The following is a 26,525-nucleotide window of genomic DNA, read 5'->3' as shown; positions in this document are numbered from 1 at the left end:
CATCCTCCCCCCTATTAGTTTCGCAGTTTTACCGTTCCAGAGGTGGCATTAATGCAAGGTACTTTTCCTTCTCCAGCGGTACACCAACGCGCCTGTAAAAATCCGGGTACGCCTGTTCCAAGGGTATGAAAGGAATATCGTAACCGAATTGTTTAGGCCCCCATACGGATAGAGCTGCTTCGCTGCGCATGATTTCGGGCGTTGGAATGCCAATGACCACAACGCGTTGACCGTAACGTAAACGCTCGTTGGTAATTGCGTAACCGGTGTCCGGATCCAACAGTGTGATTAAGTCCGGGACACTGGCAACAACCTCGTCGCCGACCTTCGCAATGAGGTTTTCGTTCTGAAAGTCAATAACCATGGACTTCCCTTCTTCCTCGTCGAACCCTTGCAAACGCGCTTGGCCAACCGCAAAGCCGTCCGAGGTTCGTCGTGACACATCCACAACCTTGCCTTGAAAAAGGGCAATTCCGTGTCCGTAAATGGTGTTGCGAGTTGCTGCAAGAACTGCCTCAACAGGATTCACGTGGGAACGATGTGCCTCCTGAAGGGCTTCGCCTAGACGAATGGCCATGGATACGGTTCCTCGCACGGCCGTGCCCTTTACCTGTGTACCCGTCATTGGATAATCAACCAAGTGAGAGTATCCTCCCATTTTGACAGTGCAAGCTCGGGCAAACGACTCCAGCCTGTAATTGTCTACGGTCTCAAACAGAACTACGTTACCCCATTCATCGGCTATACACGCCGGTGTACCAGAAACGCCTAGTACATGAAAGGTCTCCATCTGCAATTCAGGGAAGGCGCGGCCCATACCATCTCCATCAACAACAGGCAATCCCATACGCGCAGCGACGACAAAAGGGATCATGCTGTTCATCCCACCACACTCGATTGGACACAGTGCAGTCACTTTCTTTCCCAGGTGCCGCTCCATGCGCTGAACCGCCATATAGCCTTCTTCCCCTGCTGGTACCTTTTCCAGGAACACGGTTGGGGCCCCCATCATCGCGACCGGAAATACGACATCCGTATCATCGATCTCGTCCAGTGAAACGAGTTCCACTGGGCCATACTCTGCAATGGCCTGTTGGGCCATGAGCTTGCCGATGAGGGGATCTCCACCGCCACCAGTACCCAAAATTGCTGCGCCAATGGACAATGCCTCTAAGGTTTGCTCAGTGACTCGCATGGGCACCAACCTCTTCTTGGTTATACGAAGCCAACGTTCCAGCAACTGTCACTTTGATTCGCACTGCATTTCCAGGTAGATAAGCGATAGGAACTTCCTCGATCTCGACGACCTCAATCGTCGAGGCTTCTGCACCAGCTCGGATGGCTTCAGCGATGGCGATGGACTTGGCTTCCTCTAGGACATCCTCACGCGACTTTTGATCCATGGCGAAAATTCTATCCACTCGTCCGCTTACTTGCGCGATAGCTGCACCGATGGCGTTGGCCACATCGTAATTTTCTGGGCGATGAACTTCAGAAGCACCCTCGAATTCACTGGGTAATAAGACACTGCCGCCGCCAACCAGTATGAGAGGAACTGCGTCAGAACTTGTTTTCATGCGGTCAATCGCTTCGACAGTCTTGTCAATGGCCACATCGTATGCCCGCTCTGCTAATTCCCTGGGGAGTCTGACTTCATGTGTACCTACCTTCGCCTTAGAAAGGGCGACAACAACATCGGTGAAGGTTGTCGTATCACCACCGAACGCACGACCCTCCTTGACAATCCGATACCCAACACTCTTCGGACCGACTTTTACCCCATCTTCTGATTCTGTGACTTCACTGCCGCCACCGAGGCCAATGGAATATAAATCCGGCATTCGGAAGTTGGTGCGTACTCCTCCGACATCGACTGCTACAAATGATTCCCGTGGAAACCCGTTAACGAGCACGCCTACATCTGTTGACGTTCCACCAACATCCACGACAATGGCGTTCTTCAATCCTGTTAAATACGCTGCACCACGCATGCTATTTGTCGGTCCGCAGGCGATAGTGAGAATGGGATACAGAAGAGCGTACTCTACCGACATTAAGGTTCCGTCATTTTGCGCCAGATAAAGTGCAGCATGGACATCTAGATCGGCAAGTGCCTGCTGGAAGGATAACGTAGCACGTTTCGCGACACTCGACACCGCCGCGTTTAGCACAGTAGCGTTTTCACGTTCTAGAAGCCCAACACTTCCTAACTGATAAGACAATGAAATAGGAATGTCCTCACCGAGAACTTCGCGAAAGATCCTGGCCGCACGCTCTTCGTGGTCCGTATTCACTGGAGAGAATACACCAGTAATGGCAACAGCCTGTACCCTTCCTTTGACTGACTCAGCGATTTCGTGAAGCTCATCCTCGTCAAGAAGTGCAATTTCACGGCCATCAAACTCGTGCCCACCCCCGACAATCCAGGAGTATTTCGCGTAACGTTCACGCAGATCCTCGGGCCAGCCCGCGAGCGGTTTCACGGCACGCGTTGCAGGCGCCCCCAGACGAACAATCGCTACTTCGTTGAGTTCCCGGCGTTCAATGATGGCATTGGTCACCTGTGTTGTACCAAGCATAGCGTGGGTAATCTCTGCCGCGTTCACGCCACTTTGGTCTAACACAGTTCCGACACCAACGCGAATCCCAGTGACAATATCTGCAGTGACCGCCGTTTTCGCCTTTGCGATCACGGTATTTTTACTGTCCAGTAACACTACATCCGTATTGGTTCCACCAACGTCAATTCCCAAACGATAAGACATACCAGTTCCTCCTCTGATGCTGCTATGGGTGATTTATACGTTTGTCACTAGTGGACGAAGCGGTTTAAAGTCCAAATCGTATCCAAAGTACCTCGGGCCAACTAATTCAAGACACTCCGGCCGATGCCAAACCGGTGCACAGGGCATCGCAATAACAATGACACGTTGACCGTACCGCAGCTCTTCCGTCGTGATAGGGTGAACGGTCTCTAGGTCTAGGACCGTGATGAGATCAGGTACAGTTGCAATCGGTTCCCCGTCTCGCATGGCAATCAAGTTTTCGTTTTGAAACTCCAGTCGACATACCGACCCCGTGTTGCCAGACGTGCCTTCAATTGTCACGGTTCCGCGGGCAAATCCATCTAAAGTCCTGCGCATAACATCAGTCAATTTACCGCGAAACAACTCTACCCCGTCCATGAACTTGAGGAGGTTTTCCAAGCGCTTGGATGCGTCTTCTTTGTTCGCCAACAACTGACCGATCTTCATGGCCGTGGAAAGCGTCCCATGGATGAGATTCGGCTGCATGTCCTGTGCATTCGCGCCATACAAGGCAAGCATCGACGATCCACCCATAACAATCGTCGCATTCCTTGACAAAGCCTCAGTCCACGCCCCGTTCACAGTTGACAGCAGTACTGTGTTCCCTTTTTCATCTGCCACCATCATGGGTGTCGCAGAGATTCCGCCAAAGTGTAGTGCCGTCATGGGTATTTCTGGGAACGCCCGGCCCATCCCATCAGCGTCAACAATAGGAATTCCGAGTTCCGCTGCTACGACAAACGGAATCGTTGAGTTTAACCCGCCCGCTTCAATGCAGACCGTAGCTGCTGCCGTTCGGCCGAGGAACTTTTCTAACTGCTTAAATGCCTTGACTGGCTCATCTCCACCAGGCATCTTTTCAACCATGACAGTAGGAGCGCCCATCATTGCAGAAGGAATAACCAAGTCGTCGTCAGCTAACTCGTCAATGGAGATGAGTTCCACTGGACCGTATTGCTCAATGGCCTGTTTGGCCATCAGCGCGCCAATATATGGATCGCCTCCACCACCGGTACCCAGTACCGTGGCGCCAAGCGCTAGATAATCGATGTCCTTTGCGTGAATGAGCTTTCTCATTCCTTCACCACCTAGCTGTAAAATCTGAGAGATTAAATTGAATGGAAGATACGTTAATGGCCCGCTGCTTCCTCCGTGTTCAATTGACTAGTTCTTGCGTTTCCACGCGCCCGTACGTGATCGCCTGGTTGCGATTCACAACCTTACTCAATACGAAGTAAGCGACCGCTGCGACTATCAGCGAGTTAATTGAAGGAATGCCCCACTTCACGAACTCTCCGACGAGGAACGCTCCGATCCAGGAAACCAGCGTGATCGGATTCCACGACTCGTAGACGGTCGGCAAAACGCCCCGTTCGCGAGATTCTCGGAGTTCATCCCGGTAGCGGCGAATCAGAAAGTATTCAACTACCATGATGCCGCCAACCGGTGGGACAGCGACGCCGAGAAGCGTAAGGAAGCCCTCAAACTGATTTAGGATTCCAAGAACCGACAGCAAAGTCCCGATGGCACCAAATAGAATGGTTACGCCGACCCGACTGATTCGTTTGTGGAACACGACATCGAACAAATTGACAATCCCTAACGACGATGAGTACAGGTTCCAATCGTTAATTTTCAGCGTCGCAGTAACCAATACTACCGTGCCGATCACACCGCTCGTGGACATCACTATCGTGATGACGTCCGATGACTTCATCGCGTGAGCAAGCAACACGCCAATTAGACCGATGACGTATTCGCCAAGCGTGATGCCCAGGACTGTCTGTTTGATGACGTCCCCAACGGATCGGTTGTAGCGGGTCATGTCTGGAGAAATGATGGCCCCTGTAATGAAACCTCCAGCGACCATGCTCGCACCAGTACCAAGTGTCAATACCGAACCCGGGGCACCCATTGAAATAAGATGAGCCAAAGAGTAGTGGCTCATCTCCCGGCCGATTGAAAAGAAGGCAATAATCATGAACAGCGGTACAGTGATGTAAGCCGTGAAACCCATTGATAAAAAGCCGTAAATGACAACCCACGTCACGAGGGCACCCGTCACAATGGACCACAGCCACACTGGACCACCAAGCAGTTGGTTCAGTCCGTCAGCAAACACTTGATTTTGTACGCCAAACCACCCAACTAGAGAAATAGCAATCACGACGCTGACAAGCACAGATCCCAGCCGGCCAAATCCAGCCCAGCGTATGAGCATCGTCGTACTAAGTCCTTCCTTCATACCTGCGATCCCGACAAAGATAGAGATAATCTCTAGAATGACTGCACCGAGTGTCAACGCCCAAAACGCGTGCCAGAAACTCATTCCAAACCCCAGGGTCGCACCTAAAAGAAACTGCGAGAGGGCTGACATTTGTCCAAACCGCATAGTCGCTATCCCGAACCAGTGCCGCCTGTCACTCCCGGGAACTCTAGATAACGAATAATCGTCTAGCTTTTGATTGATTGGCTCCGATCGGCCCATTTTCTACTCTCCCTGCATCTCACTTTTGTCTTGTGTTGTTTGAGTTATCGTAATTTACAATAAATTCTGTTTGTACATTCACTACGAACAAAAGTGAGGGTAGTTTTGTGCACCATGCACAAAACTACCCCTGATGGACGGTTTTTATCGTGTTGCATTCGGTAAAGGACTTGGGTTCCTCAATCGCCAAGTGCGAATCGCTAGTTGGTATGTGAATCGAGCCTCGTCATCATCTAAGCTGATGTTCAACAGTCTTTCCGCACGCTTCAAGCGGTAGCGCAACGTGTTTCGGTGCAAATACAACTTGTCCGCTGCGACCTGCATTTTAGCTCCACACTCAAGATATGCCTCAAGCGCTTCAAGTAATGGTTCCCCGCCTTTGTCGCCTAGGAGAGGTTGTAAGACCTGTAGGGCGTGATCGTACGATGAGCCCTGGGAAGGTTTTGGGAGAATGCGATTGATTACATCATCGCTATTTTCGGCGAACTGAACCGACTTGGACTGTTCGATGACACTTATAAAGTCTGAATAGGACTGTTCTGTCATGGAACGTGCCACACGAAGGAGTTCGGCAGGATCCGTGGTTCCAGTCAAACTTTGGCGGTAAAAATATGCCCGAAACGATACCTGTAGTCGAATCTCCAGCTGGGTGACCAATTCACGGATACGTGAATCTGTTCTGTTCGTTTCATCATGTTTGGATTGGAACCCATAGAGGATGACTCCCTCGTTCCCCCGCCAATCTTGCCAGGGGACACAGGATGTCAACGCGGATTGCAGTCCTGAAAGGCGCATGTCATTGCAGAGCATCAACACTTCATCCCGTATGTTCAAAGTGCTTGGTGAAAATGTCCGATACACATAGGGTCTGTCACTGGTTCGTGTCGATCGCTTGAGCTTGTCCAATGCATCCCCTGTCCCCTTGATCCACAGAAGCCCCACGGAGTGAACGGCGTTCACAGGGAAGATCCCAAGACGTCGCCGTACGGACAACGACCCATGTAACGTCTCCTCCCCGTCGACTGGCCCGGTGTGACTATGGTCGCGTATGCGAATGATCGGCAGTCGCGAAATCGTATCATATAAAGCACTTTCAAACGAACAGGCCCAACGACTCTGTGACGAAACTCCTGGAATTTCAACCAGCAAAAAATAAGCCGTCTGATATGAAAGAACGCCGCCTAATTCATCGATCCACAACGCCTCTGCATCCGTCTGCAACAGTGGGCATGGTTCATTTGGACTCAAATGCAGATAAAACATTCGATCCAGCAATTGAACGGGAATCCTCAGTCTTAATTGTCCGTCGGATTTCGACCATTCCGCGTCCAAACGAGACCCATTCCTATCCGATAAGGCCAACGTCGTTGTGACGGAAAGCTCGCGCTCAATCGTACTCATCCATGCACTGAGGGTAAACGATTCCTTGACGGCCTGCTCTAGTCGTTTTCGTACTCGGCGAATCTGCTGCCTTGTTTGTTGCGTATGTTGTACATACGTCGTATAAAATTGTCGCGCGACAGCAGAGTAATTGACGGATGCATTCATCCACACAAGCGGAAGTCCGAGATGATCCGCGAGCATCAATGTAGCCTTGGAAAAATCGGATCGTTTTCCTCCTTGATAGAGAATTCCAGAGACACCACTTTGTTTAAAGAAACGGAGTAGCAAATCGAATGTAGAAGAATATGCAGGGAACACATGTGTTTGCATATAGACAACTGTGTCTTTGAACTCGCCGTCGTCTGTCTTTTGAAGCCAAACCTTCGGGTCGCTCAACAAGATGACGTCTCGGCACGGCATTTCGGTTCCCGCTTCCCCCGCCAAAAATTCAGTCTGATATGAAAGGCTGTTGATAAACCCCCGCACAGAAATCACGTGAATCCCCCCTAGACCAGATTCCTATCTATCATTTCAACCCTGTCATCGTCTAGGACCACAACGTCTGTATATTTATTTTTTTCTGTCTTTTTGTTAGTTTACTACGCTGTTACACTTCTGTGGACCCTTTCTAGTAGACCTGTTAAACGAGTGCTTTGGGCAACCATGTTTTTACGTTTCCACGAGCCATTCGGCGCGCGGTGGCAGATTACGACTAGTCGTACAGCTCAAGAGAAAAGAGACTGACCCATAAGGGCAGCCCCTTCTGACAAGGGAGTACGGATGTAATGAGACATTACGTAAAGTCCCCTCCCGTATCCCTAAAACAGCGATAACTGGTTCGATTCAGGGAGTCCTTCCAGGCATCCATACGCATCCAGCAGCTCAATGACCGTCTTCGACGCCCGAGACTTGTCCTGAAGATCCTCAACAGATAGGAATGGTCCCTGCTTAGCGGCTTCCGCGATACTCTTTGCTGCGTTGTCGCCGACTCCGTCGAGCGCTGCGAATGGCGGAAGCAATCCGTTTTCTTCGTGAACCACCGTAAACTTCGTTGCATCCGATTTATACAGATCGAGCGGTAGGAACTTAAAACCGCGTGCAGTCATTTCGAGTGCCATTTCAAGCACGGTGAGCAACGCCTTTTCTTTCGGGGAAGCTTGGAAGCTCTTTGCTTCAATCTCCTCGATCTTCGAAAGGATCGCTTCATACCCTCGACCCATGATGGCCAAATCAAAATCGTCAGCCCGCACGGAGAAATACGTCGCGTAGAACTCCAGCGGATAGTGGATTTTGAAGTAGGCAATTCGCACCGCCATGAGTACATACGCAGTCGCGTGGGCCTTTGGGAACATGTACTTGATCTGCTTACACGACCAGATGTACCAGTTCGGTACGTTGTTCTTCTTCATTTCTTCTTCCATTTCAGGCGTGAGCCCTTTTCCCTTACGTACACTCTCCATGATCTTGAACGCCAACGATGGCTCCAATCCCGCGTAAATCAGGTAAACCATGATGTCGTCGCGGCATCCGATCACGTCTTTCAACACACACACTTTATCCTGAATCAACTTCTGCGCATTGTTCAACCAGACGTCCGTTCCGTGAGATAGGCCAGAAATCTGCAGCAACTCCGAGAACGTGCTCGGCTTCGTGTCCTCCAGCATTTGGCGAACAAACTTCGTGCCGAACTCGGGGATGCCGAACGTACCCGTGTTGGAGCGGATTTTTTCCGGTGTCACAGGTTTGTTCGGGTCTATCGTCAATGCTTCCGTACCAGAGAACAACGACATCACTTTCGGATCGTCGGTGGGGATCTTTTTCGGATCGAGCCCAGTTAAATCTTGAAGCATGCGGATAACGGTCGGATCGTCGTGCCCGAGAATATCGAGCTTCAACAAGTTATCGTGAATGGAGTGGAAGTCGAAGTGAGACGTCCGCCACTCAGAGTTCTTGTCGTCAGCCGGGAATTGAATTGGGCTAAAGTCGTAGACGTCCATGTAGTCAGGCACGACCAAGATGCCACCTGGGTGCTGGCCGGTCGTGCGCTTGATCCCCGTGCACCCTTCGACGAGACGCGAGATTTCCGCGTTGCGCAGGGTCCAGCCTTTTTCCTCAGCAAACTTCTTCACATATCCGAAGGCCGTCTTTTCGGCCACCGTTGCGATGGTTCCCGCGCGGTAGACGTAATCCTCACCGAACAGAACCTTCGTATATGCGTGTGCCTGTGCTTGATAATCGCCTGAGAAGTTCAAATCGATATCTGGTACCTTGTCTCCGTGGAATCCGAGGAACGTTTCGAACGGAATGTCATGCCCGTCCTTTTCGAGCGTTTCGCCGCACTTCGGACAGTTCTTGTTCGGCAAGTCGAACCCAGATCCTACCGATCCGTCCGCAATAAACTCACTGTACTGACACGACGGACAGCGGTAGTGCGGCGGCAGCGGATTGACCTCCGTGATGTCGGACATCGTGGCCACCAGCGACGATCCGACCGATCCCCGCGAACCAACCAAGTACCCGTCGTCGAGCGACTTCTTCACTAACTTGTGTGCAATCAAGTAGATGACTGAGAAACCGTGTTTGATAATCGAGTTTAGTTCTTTCTCGAGACGTTTTTCGACGATTTCCGGAAGCGGATCGCCATACAAGCGACGTGCCTTTTCGTAGCACATCGTGCGCATCTCGTCCTCGGCGCCTTCGATTTTCGGCGTGTACAGCTTGTCAGGCACCGGCGACACATCTTCGATCCAATCGGCCACCCGGTTGCTGTTCGTCACAACCACTTCCTGAGCAAGGTCAGGTCCCAAATAGGAGAACGCTTCGAGCATTTCATCCGTCGACATGAAATAGAGTGGCGGTTGATCCTGTGCTGTCGGATCGTTCTGCGACTGAAGGAAAATCTCGCGATAAATGGCGTCCTCCGGGTTGACGAAGTGCACGTCGCCCGTTGCCACAACCGGTTTGTCGAGCGCGTTCCCCACCTCGATGATCATCCGGTGATAGTCCTTCACTGCCTCCAAGGAAGTGATCAATTCATTGCGCAGGAGGGGCTTATAGTGAAGGATCGGCTGAATCTCCAGGTAGTCATAAAACTTCGCGATATCCTGCAACTCTTCAGGTGTCTTCCCCCGCAAAATCGCATCGAAGACTTCCCCGTTCTGACATGCGCTCCCAACTAGCAGACCCTCGCGATACTTCGTGATGAGGCTCCTTGGCACACGCGGTACGCGATGGAAGTACTTCACGTGCGATTCGGATACGATCCGGTAGAGATTCTTCAATCCCGTTTTATTCTGCACCAAAATGGTTGCGTGGAACGGGCGTGTGCTGGTGAAATTAATCGCTCCGTCGTCGATGTTGAGTTTTGAAAGTCGATCCACGCCGGAACCGACGACATCCGTCAGCATCTTCTGGAACAACTTCGCCAGAGCCACCGTATCATCCAATGCCCGGTGCGCATTGACCAACTCCACATTGAACTTCTTCGCGAGTGTTCCCAAACGATAGCTTCGTTCCGTCGGATAAAACTTTCTTGCCAAGGCCAGTGTGTCGAGAACGATGTTGGTCCACGGCTCCATGCCAATGCGCTTCGCCGAAGACTTTAAGAAGCTCAAATCGAATTCCGCATTGTGTGCGACAAGCACCGCATCACCCACGAATTCACGGAAGTCGGGGAGAACCTCACGTAACTTCCGCTTGCCTTCCAGCATCTCGTTGGTGATCCCCGTGATTTCCACGCTCTTGCGGCCGATGGGCATCTCGGGATCGATCATTTCCGTCCACTCACCGACAATCTCACTTCCCCGCATTTTTACAGCCGCGATCTCGATGATCATATGCTCCGCCGGATTCAATCCAGTGGTCTCCACGTCGAACGCAACCCAGGACGTGTTGTCGTCGATCATCACATCCTGCCCGTCATTCAATTGGTGCACAATCGGGACACCGTCATCGACCACATACGCTTCCATGCCAAGGATGCATTTCATGCCATTCTTTTTGGCAACGCTGTAAGCTTCCGGGAAGGATTGGACAACGCCGTGATCGGTTATTGCAATCGCCGTATGTCCCCACTTTGCCGCTTGGGACACGAGACTCTTTACGGGTGCGACGCCGTCAAGCGCGGACATCTGCGAGTGCAAATGCAATTCGACCCGTTTATGTTCAGCCGTATCCTTCCGAAGTGGCGCGTCGGCAGGACGCATATCCTGAATTAGCAATACCAGTTCCTTGATAAACGTATCAAACTGAACTTGTCCTTGAACTCGCAGGTACACGCCGTTCGTCAATCCAGTCAGGGCTTCAAGCTGCCGATCATTCTTGACGAACATCTTCGCCGTGATCGAATCCGTATTGTCCGTGATGTTAAATTGAACAAGCGTTCGTCCACTCGGCAATGTCCGCGTCTCTGCAGCAAAGACACGACCTTCCACAGCCACTCGGCGCATCTCGTCGACGATATCTTTAATCGGACTGAGCGGACCATCAATGGCGCGGCCAAAGGTGAACGGTTCAACAGGACCATCATCCTCCCGCTGTTTGCGAAATGGCCTGTCTCCCTGATGTCCATACCCTTTGTCACTCTGCTCAGGCTGCTCGCGCTTCGGGGCATTTTCCTGCTCAGCAACCATAATTTCAACTTGCTTCCGCTCTTCTTCGAACAGCTGCTGTCGCAGTTCCTCGACTTTCTCGTCAGCTGCCTGGTCAAGTACGAAGTTCACCCGGCACGCGATGCCAAACACGCTGGAAAACTTTTCAGCCAACCATTTAGGTGCACCTTTATGTTCCAACTGCTTTTGTTCCATTTCGTTGCGAACGGAAAACGTGATGGTCAACTCTTCAGAACGGCTATTCGTTCCATCAACCAGTTCTACCCGATACTCTGCCTGCTTCAACAGACTTGCCGCAACCGGATACTCTTCGGCATACCAATCAATCAATGCCATCACCATGACATTCATTGGTTGGTATGAATGTGGAGAAGCGTGACGTGGCGCGACGAATCGCACATCCACGTTTTCCGTTTCAAGTACCGAACAAGCTTGTTGGATCAGCCGAACATCGCTCACGTACCGCTCAATCAACTCATTGTCGCCGGAATTCGAGACCGATTCCCGAGACTCTGGTTCGTCAATTGCTAGACCAGTTATGTCTTTGTCCTCCTGAACGAAAGGAGGGATCAGCTGTACTTCAACCTGCCCACTCTTTTGTTTGACAACAACACGAGAAACAACACGAGAAACAACCTCTCTCGGAAGCGGAGAACTGGATTGGTTGTCCTTTTCCGGTGTGAGAAGTGTTTCCTCAACATGTCCCATTCAAAATATCCCCCGTTTACTTCCTCTGTCAGAAGTATTCATTCTACAATACTAGCTGGAATCGACGCGATGGGGAAGGTTTAGGTGGGAGGTAGTAAACGTCAGTTTTGGGTGTCTGGAGCGGATAACAATCGTTGTTCTCTGTAAAACTTCATCTTCGAGTCCACCTTCTTTATCCTCTTTGGGTGGTGCTCGTTACTTTATATTGCAAAAAAACCGTCCCCATCAGGGGACGGCGATAATGGTTATTTAACTGCCACCTTTTCGCGTAGCTGGCCAATCTCAGCATTTTGCCAATCCAAACGTTTTTCAACGAGTGCAGTTGCACCTTCCATACGCTTAAATGATGCCTTTATGTCGGATACTTCCTGCTTTACGTCGGATACTTCCTGCTTTACGTCGGCAACCATGGCGTTGGTATTACCGACAATACGAATTAAGTCCTCAACCATCCGTTCAATTCGGTCCAACCGTTCATCCACGTAAAATCAGCTCCTGGTCGAATTATAACATCTATTTACGTCCAAATGACCATCATTCCGTTGTTCCTCGGTTGCAGCTGCGATTTTCTCTTGCGTCTTCTTGATTTCCTCGATGTTGTGTATCGCTTCCATCGGAGTGCCTTGTCCCGATCCGTCATAACGTTTTCATGGTCTCATTCTACTTGACGTAATTCAACGCCTCGCCCAACCGCTCACTTTTCACGTGAGCAGGCTGTTCTTTGCCATGGAACGTGACGGATTCATTCACCAGGGCCTAGGTGCGGTATTACGCTGGAAGAGTAATTCATTCGGAACTTGTAGAGCACGAGCCATCTATAATAAAGGGCGGCCATCGCGGTAGCTTCACTCACTACCCGACGGCCGCCCACTGTGTCTCTTATACCCTTCAGCCTCACACACCCGCAGGCCCGCGACGCACTTACTTATTCATCGTCAAGACGGCGCGGAAACGAACTTTCGAAGACATCATGTGCTCAAACGCCTCCGTCGCTTGCTCCAGAGGGAACACCTCAACCATCGGGTGAACGTCCGTCAATACGCTAAACGCGATGGTCTCCTCTGACTCCTTCGCCGGTCCGGCCGTCCATCCCTTGAACGTTCGGCGACCGTTTAGGAACTGAGCGGGTGTGAGATCGAGCTGATCGCCAGAGCCTGCCACGACGATGAGTTCCCCGCCAGGAGCCAGGCCGTTGAACAACTGCGAGATGGACTTGGCATTCGGTGCTGTTGCCAGGACCACCTTGGCTCCGCCCATGGATTGCAGGACTTTCGCAGGATCCTCTGCCTCGGCGTCGATGTAGATGTGTGCCCCTAGTTGTTTCGCGAGCGGCTCTTTGTCTTTCCCACGAGAGACAGCGACAACGTGATAACCGGCCTTCTTGGCATACTGAACCGCCAAGTGGCCAAGGCCGCCAATCCCGCCGATGACCACAATGTCCCCAGGACGCGCCTGACTGTTGCGGAGCGCAGAAAACGTCGTGTTGCCCGCGCACATCAAAGGTGCGACTTCTTCTGCCGACACTTCTTCTGGCACACGAGCCAAGCCGTCCGTGTAAGCAACCATATACTCAGCATAACCGCCATCATATGTAAGGCCCGTAACTTGACCGTGTCCGCCGGCCCAGCCAACGCCCACTCTATCCCCAACGCTCCATCCCGACACGTCCGATCCCAACTTGTCGATCACGCCGATCACTTCATGCCCAGGAATCCGCGGGTACTGCATGTTCGGGGCATGTCCCTCAAGTGCCATGACCTCGCCGTGACATACGCCGCAAGCCTCAACACGAATCCGAACCTGCTCGGCACCTGGTTCGGGAATGTCCACTTCCACTAGTTCAAACGGCCCACCGCGTCCGACAATCTGCACAGCCTTCATTGTTGCCATATCGTCCATCCCCTCTCGCGACTCGGATCACAAGAAATACGTTGCCCACTTATCTTAATTTGTGAGCCAGGGAAGATTCAAATGGACGGCTGTGTCACTTGCTTCATCGCGTAGCGTAAGGCTACACGCGACAACAGTTCCGTGCCCAGCGCAATATCGTGGGGTTCGGCAAATTCAAGTGGGTTGTGGCTGATCCCATCCTTGCAGCGAACAAATATCATCCCGATGTCCGCAATCGAGGCCATCAGTTGTGCGTCATGCCCCGCACCGCTGATCATCTGTGGACACACCAGGTTCATTTTCTCGCTTTCCTCGACCATGACGTTGACCACTTCGTCGTTGCAAAAGACCGGATCCACTGTCATTCGTTCGGATAACTGAACGCGAAGGCCACGACGCGCCGCAATTTGTTGCGCACGAACGCGTAACTTCTCCAGCGCTTCGCTGCGTCTCGCGCGGTCTACATCGCGCAGGTCGACTGACATCTTCACTCGCCCTGGAACGATATTCGAGCCGCCTGGCAACACATCCATGCGCCCAACGGTTCCTACGATGGGCGCACCGACGTATTCCATGCAGATCTCTTCCACAGCGATGGCGATCTCGCTCGCACCCAGCAGAGCATCGTTGCGCATCCCCATGGGAATTGTACCTGCATGCCCGGCTTTCCCTTCGACTTCAATTTCCGTCCAGGTCGGTCCGGCAATCGCTGTGACGATACCCACTGGCAGACCTCTGGTGTCCAGCACGGGTCCTTGCTCGATGTGCATCTCCAGATACACTTCCACATCGCCTCGATTGCGTGTGACCGTATCGGGAATTTCTTCAGGATTGAGATCGAACGCCATGAGCGCTTCTCGGCGCGATATCCCATGTTTGTCTCGGAGGTCCAAATCGCCCGGGGCTAGCGCGCCAATCACGGCTCGGCTGCCAAACAGACCACTTTGGAAACGCGAGCCCTCCTCTTCACAGAACACCATGACTTCTATGGGGTGAATCGCTTCAATGTTTTCTTCTAAAAGGTGCTGCACCACTTCGATCCCGCCTATGACACCAATGGTTCCGTCATATTTTCCACCATTGACAACCGAATCGATATGAGAACCGATAACCACCGGTTTGGCGTCGGGATCGAGACCGGCCTTGCGACCAACTAGATTGCCGGCGGCATCTAGACGTACCTCCATTCCCGCTTGCTCCATCCAGGACCGCACGAGCGCCTGGGCCTCTTTATCTTCTTTGGATAGCGCCAAACGCGTAACACCGTTGCCGTTTGACTCGCCAATGCTCCCTAGCAGTTCGATCCGTTCCTTGATACGTGAAGCTGTGATCATGATAGAAAGTCTCCTTTAGGCCTATTCTTGTTGTCCGGACTACTCCAAGTTCCTCGTCGGAACGACCGCGAAGGAATGAACAGGTGTTCGAGCTGAGTACATCAGGGCCATGTACGCGATGGCCCCCACACCGACACCGAGGAACCAGTTGTAGGCGTACAGGCCGTGGAGACTCGGGACGAATAACCCGATCAGCGCGACAACAACGCCGAGGACCATGGCAATAAACGCCCGAGGATTCCAGCCGCTCCGAAACGCATATTCACCCTCTGTGATAAATAGGCCCTCCACGTCATAGTTCCGTCTGCGAATGAGATAGAAGTCGGCGATCATAATCCCCGCCACTGGACCGAGCGTTCCCCCGATAGCACCAATGACAGTGAGGATGGAATCCGAATTGTTAAACCAAGCCCAGGGAGCAAACAGAACACCTATGACAATGGAGATAATGCCCGATTTGACAAAGTTGAGCTTCTTGGGAAGGAGGTTCGTCAGGTCATAGGCAGGCGAGACGACATTGGCCACGACGTTCACGGATACTGTGGCAATAAGAAGCGAGAAAGCTCCAAGGAAAATGACAATCGGATTCTTGAAGTGAAGTAGTAGTTGAACTGGGTCGGCGATTGGTTTGCCGAACGCTATGACCGTCCCCGACGTGATGACAACGCTCATTAAAGCAAAGAACGTCATCATGATGGGTAGCCCAACGGCTTGACCAATGACTTGGTCGCGTTGTGATCGAGCAAATCTTGTTAAGTCAGGGATGTTTAAAACCAATGTTGCCAAAACGCCAATCATCCCACTTACTGAGAGAAAGAAAGTCCCCCAAAAGTGATCTCGCGGCAACGTCGCGGGAATGGAGAAAATCGGTCCCAGTCCGTGTGCTGCATGGATGGCCCAGACAACAAGACCGAGCCCCAAGACGATGACCAACGGCCCTGCCCACATCTCGAAATATTTGATACGCTCCATACCGTGCATGATGACAAACGCATGGATGACCCAGAAAATCGCAAAGGAAATCAGATCGTTCAGCCCTGCGCCTAGTAAATGTACGTTGCCGAGCGAGACCCATCCAGGAATGACAAGACCGATCACCGCACCGACGGCCTTACTGCCGGCATATGCCTGAACGGAAAACCAGAAAATTGCGACAAATGCACGAATTAAAACGGGTACGTGCGCGCCTTTGTATCCGAAAGCCGCCCGAATGAGGACTGGGAACGGTAGTCCGTACTTTGTTCCGCAGACACTGTTGAGCCAGATCGCCGCAATGAGGACCACGTTGGCCACGACGACGACGGCCAATGCCTGCCATGCACTCATGCCCAAACCGATTAAACTGCCTGCGAGTTCATACGACACGATATTATGAACCATTCCCATCCAAATGGTCGAATAATTGAGCCAAGTCCAGTTGCGTTTTTCTTGGGGAATGGGTGCCAGATCGGGATTATATAATCCCGGATCTGGCTCACGACGAAATTCAACGCTCATCCTAGCCCCTACCTTTTAGAGAATTTTTTAGACACCTATTGCTTACGTTTCGCCCTGATTTGCTCTGTTGCGGCCCAATCAACGCGGCCGTCCACAATGCGAACGCCATAATCTCTCTCCGCGCTGTCTGCAGACACGTAGCCATCAATCACATCGGCGAGTACCAACTCGGCATCGCGATCGAGCGCATCACCATATCCCCCGCCACACGGTCCAACGAGACGAAGTTTGTCACCCTTTGTTGCGCGATGGTGCGGGATTTTGGATGGCAGTGCAGTCTCGTCTCCATCGACAGTGTGTAGAAGGAGTTTGCCCGGGGTTCCATCCTTGCCACCCGAGAATCCCCACGGTGCATACTTCTACCCGTCGCCTTCAACTGAGAATCCACCGTCCTCCAAAAACATCACTTCGCGAACCGTACCGATACCGCCGCGATACTTCCCGGCTGCAGCAGCGTCGTTCAACAACTCGTACTGCATAACGCGAAGTGGGTAATGGGACTCGATGTCCTCGATTGGATTGTTCCTCGTATTTGCATACAAGGTGTCTACAGCGTCCATCCCGTCCTTCTCGTACCTGCCGCCGTAGCTGCCTTCCATGATGTCCATGTAGACCCAGTACTGGTCGTTTTTCAGGCCGCTATAGGCAACTACGTTCAAGTTTCCAACCCCCGCACTCACTTGGCGGGGAACCACCTGCGCGAGCGCGTGCATGAGCGTGTCGGCCACCATGTTCCCCGGACAAAACCGGGCAATCGTCGGTGCCGGGAAGGTAGGGTTCACCATTGTCCCTTTCGGTGCAACAATTTGAATCGGCCGCATGAGCCCAGAGTTTTGGGGAATGTAGCCGAACACCTCTGAATCGAGCAGAATGGATCGCAGCGTGAGATAGACGGCAACGTCAACGGTTCCTTCAAACGGCATGTTAATCGGACGATCCGGCACCTGCGGCGAAGTCCCAGTGAGGTCCACAATCAAGTCACTGCCTTGTACAGTCAGCGTGACGGCGATTTTAAGGTCTTTTTTCTCCGGATCATCGCTGTCCAAAAAGCCGTCCACATAGCCTTCGCCATAATAGGTCCCGTCTGGCAATTTTTCGATCTCGTTGCGCAACACCCGCTCCGAGTAACTCATTAAATCTTCGCTCGCTGCCAGGACCGTTTCGATGCCGTACTTTTCCACGATATCGATATACCGTGCCGCACCAATGCGGCAGGCCGCAATTTGTGCCTCCATGTCCCCGACAACCAAATCTGCAGCGCGAACATTGTCGCGAAGCAAGCGCCAGACCATCTCGTTTCGCTTACCTTCGTCGTACACTTTGATGGCCTTGAACTGAAGCCCCTCCGCATAAGCGTCAACGGCGTCAACAATCCCGCAGGAACCGGGGGTCAGTGCGCCGAGATCGAGATGGTGTGCAGTGGAACACGAAAAGCCAATGAGCTCCCCTTGGTAGAAAACCGGTAGGAAGAAACCGACGTCCGGCTGATGGGACGCGCCATAATACGCGGAATTGTGCATAATGACATCTCCCGGCCGGAACACGTCTCCCCGTTCTGCCATAACCTTGTTGATTCCTCGAATATAGCCAGGGATGGGGCCGGACTGCAGCGGCGTGCTGTTCGATGATTCACAAAGCTGTTGACCCTCTGCATCGACAATGGCACATCCAAAATCTTCTGATTCCCGAATAATACTGGAGTAGGACATGCGGGCGAGCTTGTATCCCATTTCCACTGCTACGTTTTCCAAGGCTCCGCGAATGACTTGTGCCGTGATAGGGTCGATGGTCGTACGACTTTCCAACTGTGTTCCCATGATTACACCTCCACCTGGATGACAATGTTGCCCGCCTGTTCCAACACTGCTGTGCAATTTGGCGGAATGATTGTGGTTGTGTCCTTTTGCAGGATCACGCACGGGCCTTTGAATGGAACGTCAAACGGAAGCAGATCACGTTTATAAAAAGCAGTTTCTACGCTCTTCAACGCGCCATCCACACGGAACACGGAACTTTGGCGTTTCACAAGTGCGTCCTCAAGCGACGATCCATGCGGCACTTTTGGGTTGCCGATTTTAGGCATGGTTCCAATACCCGTTAAGCGCAAATTCACGATTTCAATCGGACTGCCTTCAAACGCGTGACCATATTCTTGTTCGTGGTACTTGTGGAAACTGGTCCATATCGAACTCACGTTTTCCGGTGTCAAAGTAGTCTCTGGAACACTGACTCGCAGTTCGTAGCCCTGGCCAATGTAACGGCAATCAAAATATCTCCGAACGACCGTATCTTCTTCGGCAAACCCAGCCTCTTTGAGTTGGTCTTGAATTTGCTTTTCCAGCTTCTCGATGATTGCGTTCACCCGATCTAGGTCGAGCTTGTCGCTTTGCATAAACAGCGTTTGCACGGCGTCGTACTTCAAATCGGTAGTCAACAGCCCTGTTGCCGACGTAATGCCCGGATGCGGCGGAATGATAACCTCCGGTACCCCTAGGATCTGAGCAACTTCCACCGCGTGCATGGGACCTGCGCCACCCAGAGCCATTAAACTAAAACTCCTCGGGTCGTGCCCCTTTTGCACGGTTTTGGCACGAATCGCGTTGGCCATGTTGTTGTTCACGATGGTCAGAATTCCTTCGGCTGTCTCATTTATCCCCATTCCAAGACGGTGAGACAACTCCTCGACAGCCTGCACGGCATTGTCAGGGTAGATGGTCATTTCTCCTCCGAGGAAGTTGTCGGGATCGAGACGGCCTAAGACAACATGTGCATCTGTCACTGCTGGCTGGGTTCCACCGCGTCCATAAGATGCGGGTCCAGGGTACGATCCAGCACTGCGCGGACCCACATGAAATGCCCCGCCGACGTCGACGTAGGCAATGCTTCCACCACCGGCGCCTATTGTATGAATATCAATCATCGGAACCTGTACCGGGAAACCCGCAATCCACGTATCGCGTGCTGACGATTCGCTGTAGCCGTCTTCTGTGACAATGGCAATGTCTGCGCTCGTGCCTCCGACGTCAAAGGTGATAAGCCGTTTCTTGCCCGAAAGCTGTCCAGCCCACTCACCGCCAAGGACACCCGCTGCAGGTCCCGAAAGCATTGTTAGAACCGGTTTTTCTGCGACCGTCTGCGCAGTGGCTACGCCACCATTGGAGCACATGATGTGGAGATCGCACGTGATATTCGATTCAGACAGGCGCTTCTCCAAGTTCTCCACATAGGCTTGTACCTTCGGCCCGACAAAACCGTTCAATGCCGCCGTGGTGAACCGTTCGAACTCACGGAACTGCGGGGAGATGTCAGCAGAAGTTGTCACATAAAACTCTGGGTATTCGTCTTTGATGATCTCTCGTACCCGTTCCTCGTGGTGAGGATAGAGATAGGAGAATAAGAAACCCACGACGACGGATTCGATACCGGATTCCCGAAAACCGTCCAGAATGGAGCGAACTTGGTTCTCGTCAAGTGATTCCAAGACCGCAACTTGGCCGTCATTCAGTCCGACACGTTCTTTGACCGTCTTGCGGTTTCGGCGCTCAACCAATGGCCGATCCTGCCAGGGAATATCTTGAATTATCGAATAATTTTGGGGCCGTTGATGTCGACCTATATGGATAATGTCTTTAAATCCTTCGGTGGTAATCATTCCGGTTTTCGATCCGTCATGTTCCAAGATTGCATTCGTCGCAATGGTCGTGCCGTGGAAAACGTGATCGAGCGATTTCGGATCCACGTCGAATCTCCGGCAAAGCTCCAGGATTCCGGAAACAATCCCGACCGACGGATCTTCCTTTGTTGTGGCTACTTTATGAATATGGGAGATAGACTCGTCTGTATCTGTGTAGATGATATCAGTGAACGTTCCCCCAACGTCTACACCAATTAGCTTCATGTCAGTGTCCTCCTTCGGATCGGGTTAGTCTAGCTGTGCGTCAGATAATAAAGAATCTTATATTAACGAGTGTCTTTCATGTTCGTGATGATCACAGTGTAACTAATCGTTTTTTGTGATCATCACAAATCATCTTCGAATAGTTCGTCTTTTAGATTGAATGTATCTACAAGTTTCCAGGCAAAATGCAAATCAAAATTGGAAGACGATTGAATCGGGTAACCGAGAATGTCCTCCAAACTCTTCAGGCGATACGCCAGCGTATTCGGATGAATCCCCAACCGCGCAGCCGCTTCCTTGTGCTGTCTGCCGCCGCGAATGTACGCGTCCAAAGTTTTCAAGAGTTGTGCTCGCTTGGGCTGAGGATAGACCATAAGGGGCCTCAGTAACATCTGAACAAACTCAAGCATTTCCTCTTTTGACTGTGTGAGAATGAACCGCATGGCTCCAAGTTCTTTATAATCACGAACGGTATTTCTCACCCGTTGGCGTTTAATGAGGGCAACACATTGCTTGGCGTCTTCGTAAGACTGAAGCAAGTCCCCGATGTCGGTACAAGCACGTCCGATCCCAATGGCGCAGTCAATGGTCGGATACGACGTACTCAACACCTCGATGAGACGTTCTCCCAACTTTCGACTGCGCCTTAGGACCACATCGCTGTCGAGATCCTTTGGCATGGCGTTGACGATGACGATGGTGTTTAGCTTCGTGATCACCAAACTAGAAGGATTTGAAGTCACGGCTATCTGTTCTATGCTTCGATGAATCCGTCGATAGATCCGATTATCCTCGGTTTCCGTGCCCGCAACCTCAACAACCATGAATGTGTACGTATCTTTATCGGTCAAACCCAGAATCTGTGCCCGTTGCTTTAGCACACCAACGTTCTCTTCTGTGATCAACTCTTCCAAAAATCCACCCTTAAACCGTTGTTCTGCCTCAAATACGGATTGACGTTGCATAAAATCCAGAGCGAGCACGAGGTTGCATTGTTCAGCCAGGACGACATCTTGCTCATTCAAACGGTGAGTGCTTTCCACGACACATAGAATGCCCAGCGTTTCGTGCCCCGTCACAATGGGAAATAACATAACGGACGACACTGTACCATTGCTGCCCTCGATGCCAACCCTACGCGGTTGTTCGCTTTGCAGGATAGCTTGCAACTGGATAATTAGCTCTGGAGACTGAAACGGGAAGCTCACGTGTTCTGGCACATGTTCCGTAAGGACGGTCAGGAGATCATCGTAAACCACAATGGGGTTTTCTAGAATGCTGTAAATCATGGACCCGATGTCCTCAATAGAACCTCCGTTGAGAACCTGCTTCATCAATCGCTCGTGCGCCTGGTTAATTCGTGTCAATTCATCGTATTGCCGCTGGATCACTTGGCTGAGATGCTGAAATCTCGAACTCCGCGAAATCTCTTCCTGGTAGAGGCCGGCATTTTCCACTGCAATGGCAGCTTGATTGGAAATGGCCCGGACAAGACGGAGATCGTCCGCTGTAAAGCTGTCGGCCGTAAAGTTGTCCAACGTCATGACACCAATGCATTTCCCCTTGATAACAAGGGGGGCACAAATAACACCACGCACGATGAAATTGGGACCGGCAATATTCTTAATAGGTACCAACGACTGCGCATAAAATGCTTGGTTTTCCTCAGACATCGATCCATAAATGACGTCGTTGGGATTCTCAAAGATTTGGGCAACTCCCTGCTGAAACGTGAGTCCCGTCATCGACTCACCGGGTGACAAAGCAATATGCCGCATGGAATCCCAGTGAAACCCTGAGCAAGCTGTGGCCCTAAGCTTATTCGCTTCGTTGTCATAAATAAAGAGGACCCCCGCATCCGCTGCTGGGATGACTTCCAGGGTACGATTTAAAATCCTCGTCATCACCTCTTCAAACTTCAAGCTGGATGTGAAATACTCTGCACACTCAACAAGCAGTTCCGTTTGCCTCAACCGGTTATGAAGCTCACGGAAGAGGACATCGTTCTGATCTGTCGCCATAATCCCCACCCATTTTTAAGAATATTTATAAAGATAGTATCAGATAAAGGGAATTTGGAGGATGTTTTTAATAGGAAGTGGTATGGAGCAGTGGAAATGGCCTGCGTTGTCCACAGTGCATCTGTGGATTTGTGGATACTATTTGCAATTGTGCGACCAGTGCAAATTAGTTATCCACAGGTACGTTCGCTCCCATTTGACCAATGGGAGCGAGAATGGACTAGCTGTTCTATGTTTTATTCTACTAGTTATGAAAGTGCTTGTATTGTTTAAACTGGACAATTCACAGCGGCGTGTTTCATGGGTTTGAGACAAATAGCTATTTATTATGAAACAGGACACGCAAGTCCAATAGCACAGACCGTAGCATGAACCAAAAGGAAAATAGCGATGCACACACTACACTTTACGGGCTGGTACCGTCCTGAGTGGTGGCCGCATACCGTCTATACACAAAGGTAACCCGACTGACTTAAAGTTGGGAATGTCAGCGTGGAATGCCTCTTGAATTAAGTCGCTGGCCTGCAACTGTGGGTTCTCCATCAATTGGGCGACATCAGCCACAGGAGCGACTGGAATTCCTGCATCGACTAGCAACTGGATCCAAAAGTCGGATGTTTGTGTCGAAGTGACCGCAGATATCTCCTCATGTAAATGCACACGGTTAACAACTCGCATTGCGTTGGACTTGTAATTTTCCTCGGAGCTCCATTCCGGATGCCCCAAAACGCAGCTCAAATCCCGAAACAACTTGTCGTTTCCTGCCGCTATGACAATCCAACCGCTAGTGGTTGGAAATGCTTCGTACGGTGCGATCATTGCAGTACCTGATCCCCAGCCGTGCGGCGTGTCACCCGAGGCCCAATATGCTGGAAGATGATAAGCCATCCATCCTACCGCCGTTTCAAACAGCGCTCCTGTAATCCTGTGCCCTTGGCCCGTTTTGTCGCGCAACCGCAAGGCGCTCAGAACACCCATAGCCATCCACATACCTGTTCCCATATCGATCACTGAAGTCCCCACTCGAACCGGTTCATCACCCGGGTGACCTGTAACACTCATGATGCCACCCATTGCTTGCATCAGCGGGTCGTAACCGGGATCCATTTGGCGAGGACCATAGTGTCCAAAGGCAGTGATTTCTGCGTAAATCAGTTGCGGGTAACGTTTCGATACGGTGTCATAGTCCAACTCCAATCGCTTCAAGGCAGCTGGCCGATTGCTCACAATCAACACATCCGCTTCATCTAGTAATCTTAATAATGCCTGCTTCCCGTCGGGCGTTTTTAAGTCGAGTGATACCAGTGTTTTATTCCGGTTAAGCGCGAGGTAAGTTGGGCTGTATCCGTTCCAAAAAGGAGGCCCCCAGGAACGCGTCGCATCCCCCGAATTGGGCTCTACTTTCGTCACATCCGCGCCAAATTCCGCTAGAATCATGGCAGCGTAGGGTCCTGCAACGTTTTGTGTCAAATCCAGAACCTTTACACCCTCTAATGGCCACACGGTGCATCCCCCCTGCAAACAATCCCACCTTGCTCCAGCTCTGCGACCTCTTGCTCACTGAGTCCACCGATATTCCTTAGAATGTCTATCGTGTTCTCACCGAAAAATGGAGCCCGCATCCCTGTCGGTTTCCACCATCCTTTAAACGGCGGTCCCAGTGTTTTACAGATACCAAGTGTCGGGTGCTCATACTCAATGAGCAATCCCCTTTGTCTCGGAATTTCCCCGCTATCAAGTGCTTCCTTCACCGTATAAACAGGTTCACATGGAACATGTCCTCGCAATTTTTCCATCCATTCTCGCGTCGACAATGTACGAAACCTTGCCTCCAAAGTCCTCGTAACCTGTGAACGATTCTGGACTCGTTCAAACATCGTTGGATACCGCTCCCTTAAATCTGATAACTCCATAATGTCGCACAATTTAAAGAAAAATTTATCCTTTACACAAGCAATAACAATGTGTCCATCGGCGGTCGGAAACTCTTGGAAAGGAATGACCGATGGATGAGCAGAATGTGCCAGCCGATCAGCCTCCCATTCACGGCTCATCGTCCACGTCCCGATATATCCGAGTAGCGACAGGGCTGTATCGTATAGCGAAACCTCGACATCTCCCCCTATCCCCGTCTCACGCACTTGATACACAGCGGACGCCATAGATAGTGCGGCCATCATTCCGGCCGATAGATCAACTAGCGACAGCCCCGATTTGATTGGGTAACTGTCCGGCGGCCCAGTAAGGCTCATCCATCCCGCTCTACCTTGAAACAGGTAGTCATATCCTGGCAAAGAAGCTTCGGGACCGTGCATTCCGTAACCTGTTAAAGCACAACAAACTAATCGAGGGTTTACCTCTTGCAGTGCTGCGTATGTGAGTCCCAGTCTGATTGCCACGTCGCCACGCAGGTTATGAAATACCACGTCTGACTCTCTCGCAAGTTTCCGAAGGACCGATTGACCCGCTGGTGTATCGATCCGCAAACCAACAGATTTTTTCCCCCTGTTGTGGGATTCGAAAAATAGACTGCTATTGTTTTCTGCAAATAACGGGGGTACCCGTCTGCCCACGTCACCACCGTCCGAAGGGTTTTCGACTTTGATGACTTCTGCCCCAAGATCACATAACAACTGCGTCGCGAATGGTCCTGCGCCGTATTGAGACACCGCTAGGATTCGAACCCCCTGTAACGGAGCTTTCACGTTTGTCACCCGCCCACCCCCTAGTACGATCTCGGCAGCCCCAGTACATGCTCTGCCACGTAACTTGTGACCAGATTGTTGGATATGGGAGCCACGATTGGTAATCGTGCTTCGCGGAATTTGCGTTCAATGTTGTATTCGACCGCCAAACCATATCCTCCGAAAGTGCTCATGGTGGCATTGGCGGCCTTCCACGATGCCTCAGATGCGAGATACTTGGCCATGTTCGCTTCCGCTCCGCACTGGATACCGTGATCGAACATGTCAGCGGCACGGTCCCGCATTAAAGTTGCCGCCTCCAAGTCCATATAGGCCTGCGCAATTGGGAACTGAACTCCCTGGTTTTTCCCGATTTCCCGACCAAATACCACCCTTGAAGAGGCGTACTCAACCGCTTTATCAATAAAGTACCGGCCATCCCCGATACATTCCGAGCCAACGAGAATTCGTTCCGCATTCACGCCACTCAAAAGATACCTAAAGCCGTTGCCTTCTTCGCCGATCCGGTTTTCCACAGGTACCTCAGCACCGTCTAGAAAGACTTGATTCGTTTCATGATTGACCATCGTGCGGATTGGATGAACAGTTACCCTGTTGCCTTGGTTTCGTAAGTCAAGCAAAAATAGGCTGAGTCCGTCCGTCTTTCTCTGGACTTTATCGCGCGGCGTGGTTCTCGCGATTAACATCATCAAATCAGAGTGTTGAACGCGAGAAATAAACACCTTTTGACCGTGTATACGGTAGACATCGCCTTTTCGTTCAGCAAAAGTAGAGATATTGGTCGTGTCGGACCCCGCAGTCGGTTCCGTAATACCAAAAGCCTGTAAACGAACCTTGCCCGTCGCAATCTGAGGTAGCCAATGTTCTTTCTGCTCTTTGCTGCCATGGCGCAACAGTGCACCCATGGTATACATTTGCGCGTGTCCAGGAGCGGCGTTGCCTCCTGAGCGGTTAATTTCTTCTAACACGACAGCTGCCTCGGAAATGCCAAGCCCACCCCCGTTGTACTCTTCGGGAATCAGGATCGAGAGCCATCCGGCATCTGTTAATGCCGTGATAAATTCATCTGGATATTGATGTTCTTCGTCCAATCCCCGCCAATAGGATTCGGGAAATCTCTTGCATAGCGCTCGAATTCCCTGGCGAATGGATTGATGTAGCTCGTGTTTGGATTCAAAACTCAT

Annotated in this window: 15 protein-coding genes and 1 pseudogene; all 16 read right to left on the bottom strand. The window is 51.4% G+C overall.

The genetic code is table 11. The annotated features are described in order from the left end of the window. Positions 1–28 precede the first annotated feature (28 nt). The 16 genes and pseudogenes from NZD86_RS00815 to NZD86_RS00740 all read right to left on the bottom strand — a co-directional run bounded on the left by NZD86_RS00815 (position 29) and on the right by NZD86_RS00740 (position 26,525). Positions 29–1,195, bottom strand: a complete 1,167-nt coding sequence (locus NZD86_RS00815; RefSeq protein ID WP_268044600.1) for an S-methyl thiohydantoin desulfurase family protein — start codon at positions 1,193–1,195, stop codon at positions 29–31. After that, positions 1,182–2,765, bottom strand: a complete 1,584-nt coding sequence (locus NZD86_RS00810) for a hydantoinase/oxoprolinase family protein (protein ID WP_268044599.1) — start codon at positions 2,763–2,765, stop codon at positions 1,182–1,184. The genes NZD86_RS00815 and NZD86_RS00810 overlap by 14 nt, the downstream gene beginning before the upstream one ends. Positions 2,766–2,798: 33 nt before the next feature. Beyond that, entirely contained in the window at positions 2,799–3,884 is a 1,086-nt protein-coding gene (locus tag NZD86_RS00805) for an S-methyl thiohydantoin desulfurase family protein (RefSeq protein ID WP_268044598.1), read from the bottom strand. 79 nt (positions 3,885–3,963) lie between these two features. Next, entirely contained in the window at positions 3,964–5,295 is a 1,332-nt protein-coding gene (locus NZD86_RS00800; RefSeq protein ID WP_268044597.1) for a purine-cytosine permease family protein, read from the bottom strand. A gap of 144 nt (positions 5,296–5,439) precedes the next feature. Further along, positions 5,440–7,173, bottom strand: coding sequence for a PucR family transcriptional regulator (locus NZD86_RS00795; RefSeq protein WP_268044596.1), 1,734 nt, complete (start codon positions 7,171–7,173; stop codon positions 5,440–5,442). Positions 7,174–7,496: 323 nt separating this feature from the next. After that, the gene (locus NZD86_RS00790; RefSeq protein ID WP_268044595.1) at positions 7,497–11,996 is read right to left on the bottom strand and encodes a PolC-type DNA polymerase III; all 4,500 of its coding nucleotides are present in this window, start codon (positions 11,994–11,996) and stop codon (positions 7,497–7,499) included. Between the two features lie 245 nt (positions 11,997–12,241). Next, positions 12,242–12,478: a hypothetical protein gene (locus tag NZD86_RS00785; RefSeq protein WP_268044594.1), complete on the bottom strand. Its 237-nt coding sequence runs from the start codon at positions 12,476–12,478 to the stop codon at positions 12,242–12,244. A gap of 439 nt (positions 12,479–12,917) precedes the next feature. Beyond that, positions 12,918–13,886: a zinc-binding dehydrogenase gene (locus NZD86_RS00780; protein ID WP_268044593.1), complete on the bottom strand. Its 969-nt coding sequence runs from the start codon at positions 13,884–13,886 to the stop codon at positions 12,918–12,920. A gap of 77 nt (positions 13,887–13,963) precedes the next feature. After that, complete coding sequence (locus NZD86_RS00775) at positions 13,964–15,220, bottom strand: M20 family metallo-hydrolase (protein WP_268044592.1); 1,257 nt, start codon at positions 15,218–15,220, stop codon at positions 13,964–13,966. Positions 15,221–15,259: 39 nt separating this feature from the next. Beyond that, on the bottom strand, positions 15,260–16,717 hold the full coding sequence (locus tag NZD86_RS00770) for an NCS1 family nucleobase:cation symporter-1 (RefSeq protein ID WP_268044591.1): 1,458 nt from the start codon (positions 16,715–16,717) through the stop codon (positions 15,260–15,262). A 35-nt stretch (positions 16,718–16,752) separates the two neighbouring features. Beyond that, positions 16,753–18,447: pseudogene (locus NZD86_RS00765) on the bottom strand (hydantoinase B/oxoprolinase family protein). An 89-nt stretch (positions 18,448–18,536) separates the two neighbouring features. Then, positions 18,537–20,615, bottom strand: coding sequence for a hydantoinase/oxoprolinase family protein (locus NZD86_RS00760; RefSeq protein WP_268044590.1), 2,079 nt, complete (start codon positions 20,613–20,615; stop codon positions 18,537–18,539). A 122-nt stretch (positions 20,616–20,737) separates the two neighbouring features. Further along, complete coding sequence (locus NZD86_RS00755; RefSeq protein WP_268044589.1) at positions 20,738–22,636, bottom strand: GAF domain-containing protein; 1,899 nt, start codon at positions 22,634–22,636, stop codon at positions 20,738–20,740. Between the two features lie 399 nt (positions 22,637–23,035). Further along, complete coding sequence (locus tag NZD86_RS00750) at positions 23,036–24,139, bottom strand: CaiB/BaiF CoA transferase family protein (protein ID WP_268044588.1); 1,104 nt, start codon at positions 24,137–24,139, stop codon at positions 23,036–23,038. Next, on the bottom strand, positions 24,127–25,350 hold the full coding sequence (locus NZD86_RS00745) for a CaiB/BaiF CoA transferase family protein (RefSeq protein ID WP_268044587.1): 1,224 nt from the start codon (positions 25,348–25,350) through the stop codon (positions 24,127–24,129). The genes NZD86_RS00750 and NZD86_RS00745 overlap by 13 nt, the downstream gene beginning before the upstream one ends. A gap of 11 nt (positions 25,351–25,361) precedes the next feature. Continuing rightward, the gene (locus tag NZD86_RS00740; protein ID WP_268044586.1) at positions 25,362–26,525 is read right to left on the bottom strand and encodes an acyl-CoA dehydrogenase family protein; all 1,164 of its coding nucleotides are present in this window, start codon (positions 26,523–26,525) and stop codon (positions 25,362–25,364) included.

The sequence above is a fragment of the Alicyclobacillus dauci genome (assembly GCF_026651605.1).
GTDB classification, from domain to species: Bacteria; Bacillota; Bacilli; order Alicyclobacillales; family Alicyclobacillaceae; genus Alicyclobacillus; species Alicyclobacillus dauci.
This window is presented reverse-complemented; position numbering and strand designations above follow the sequence as displayed.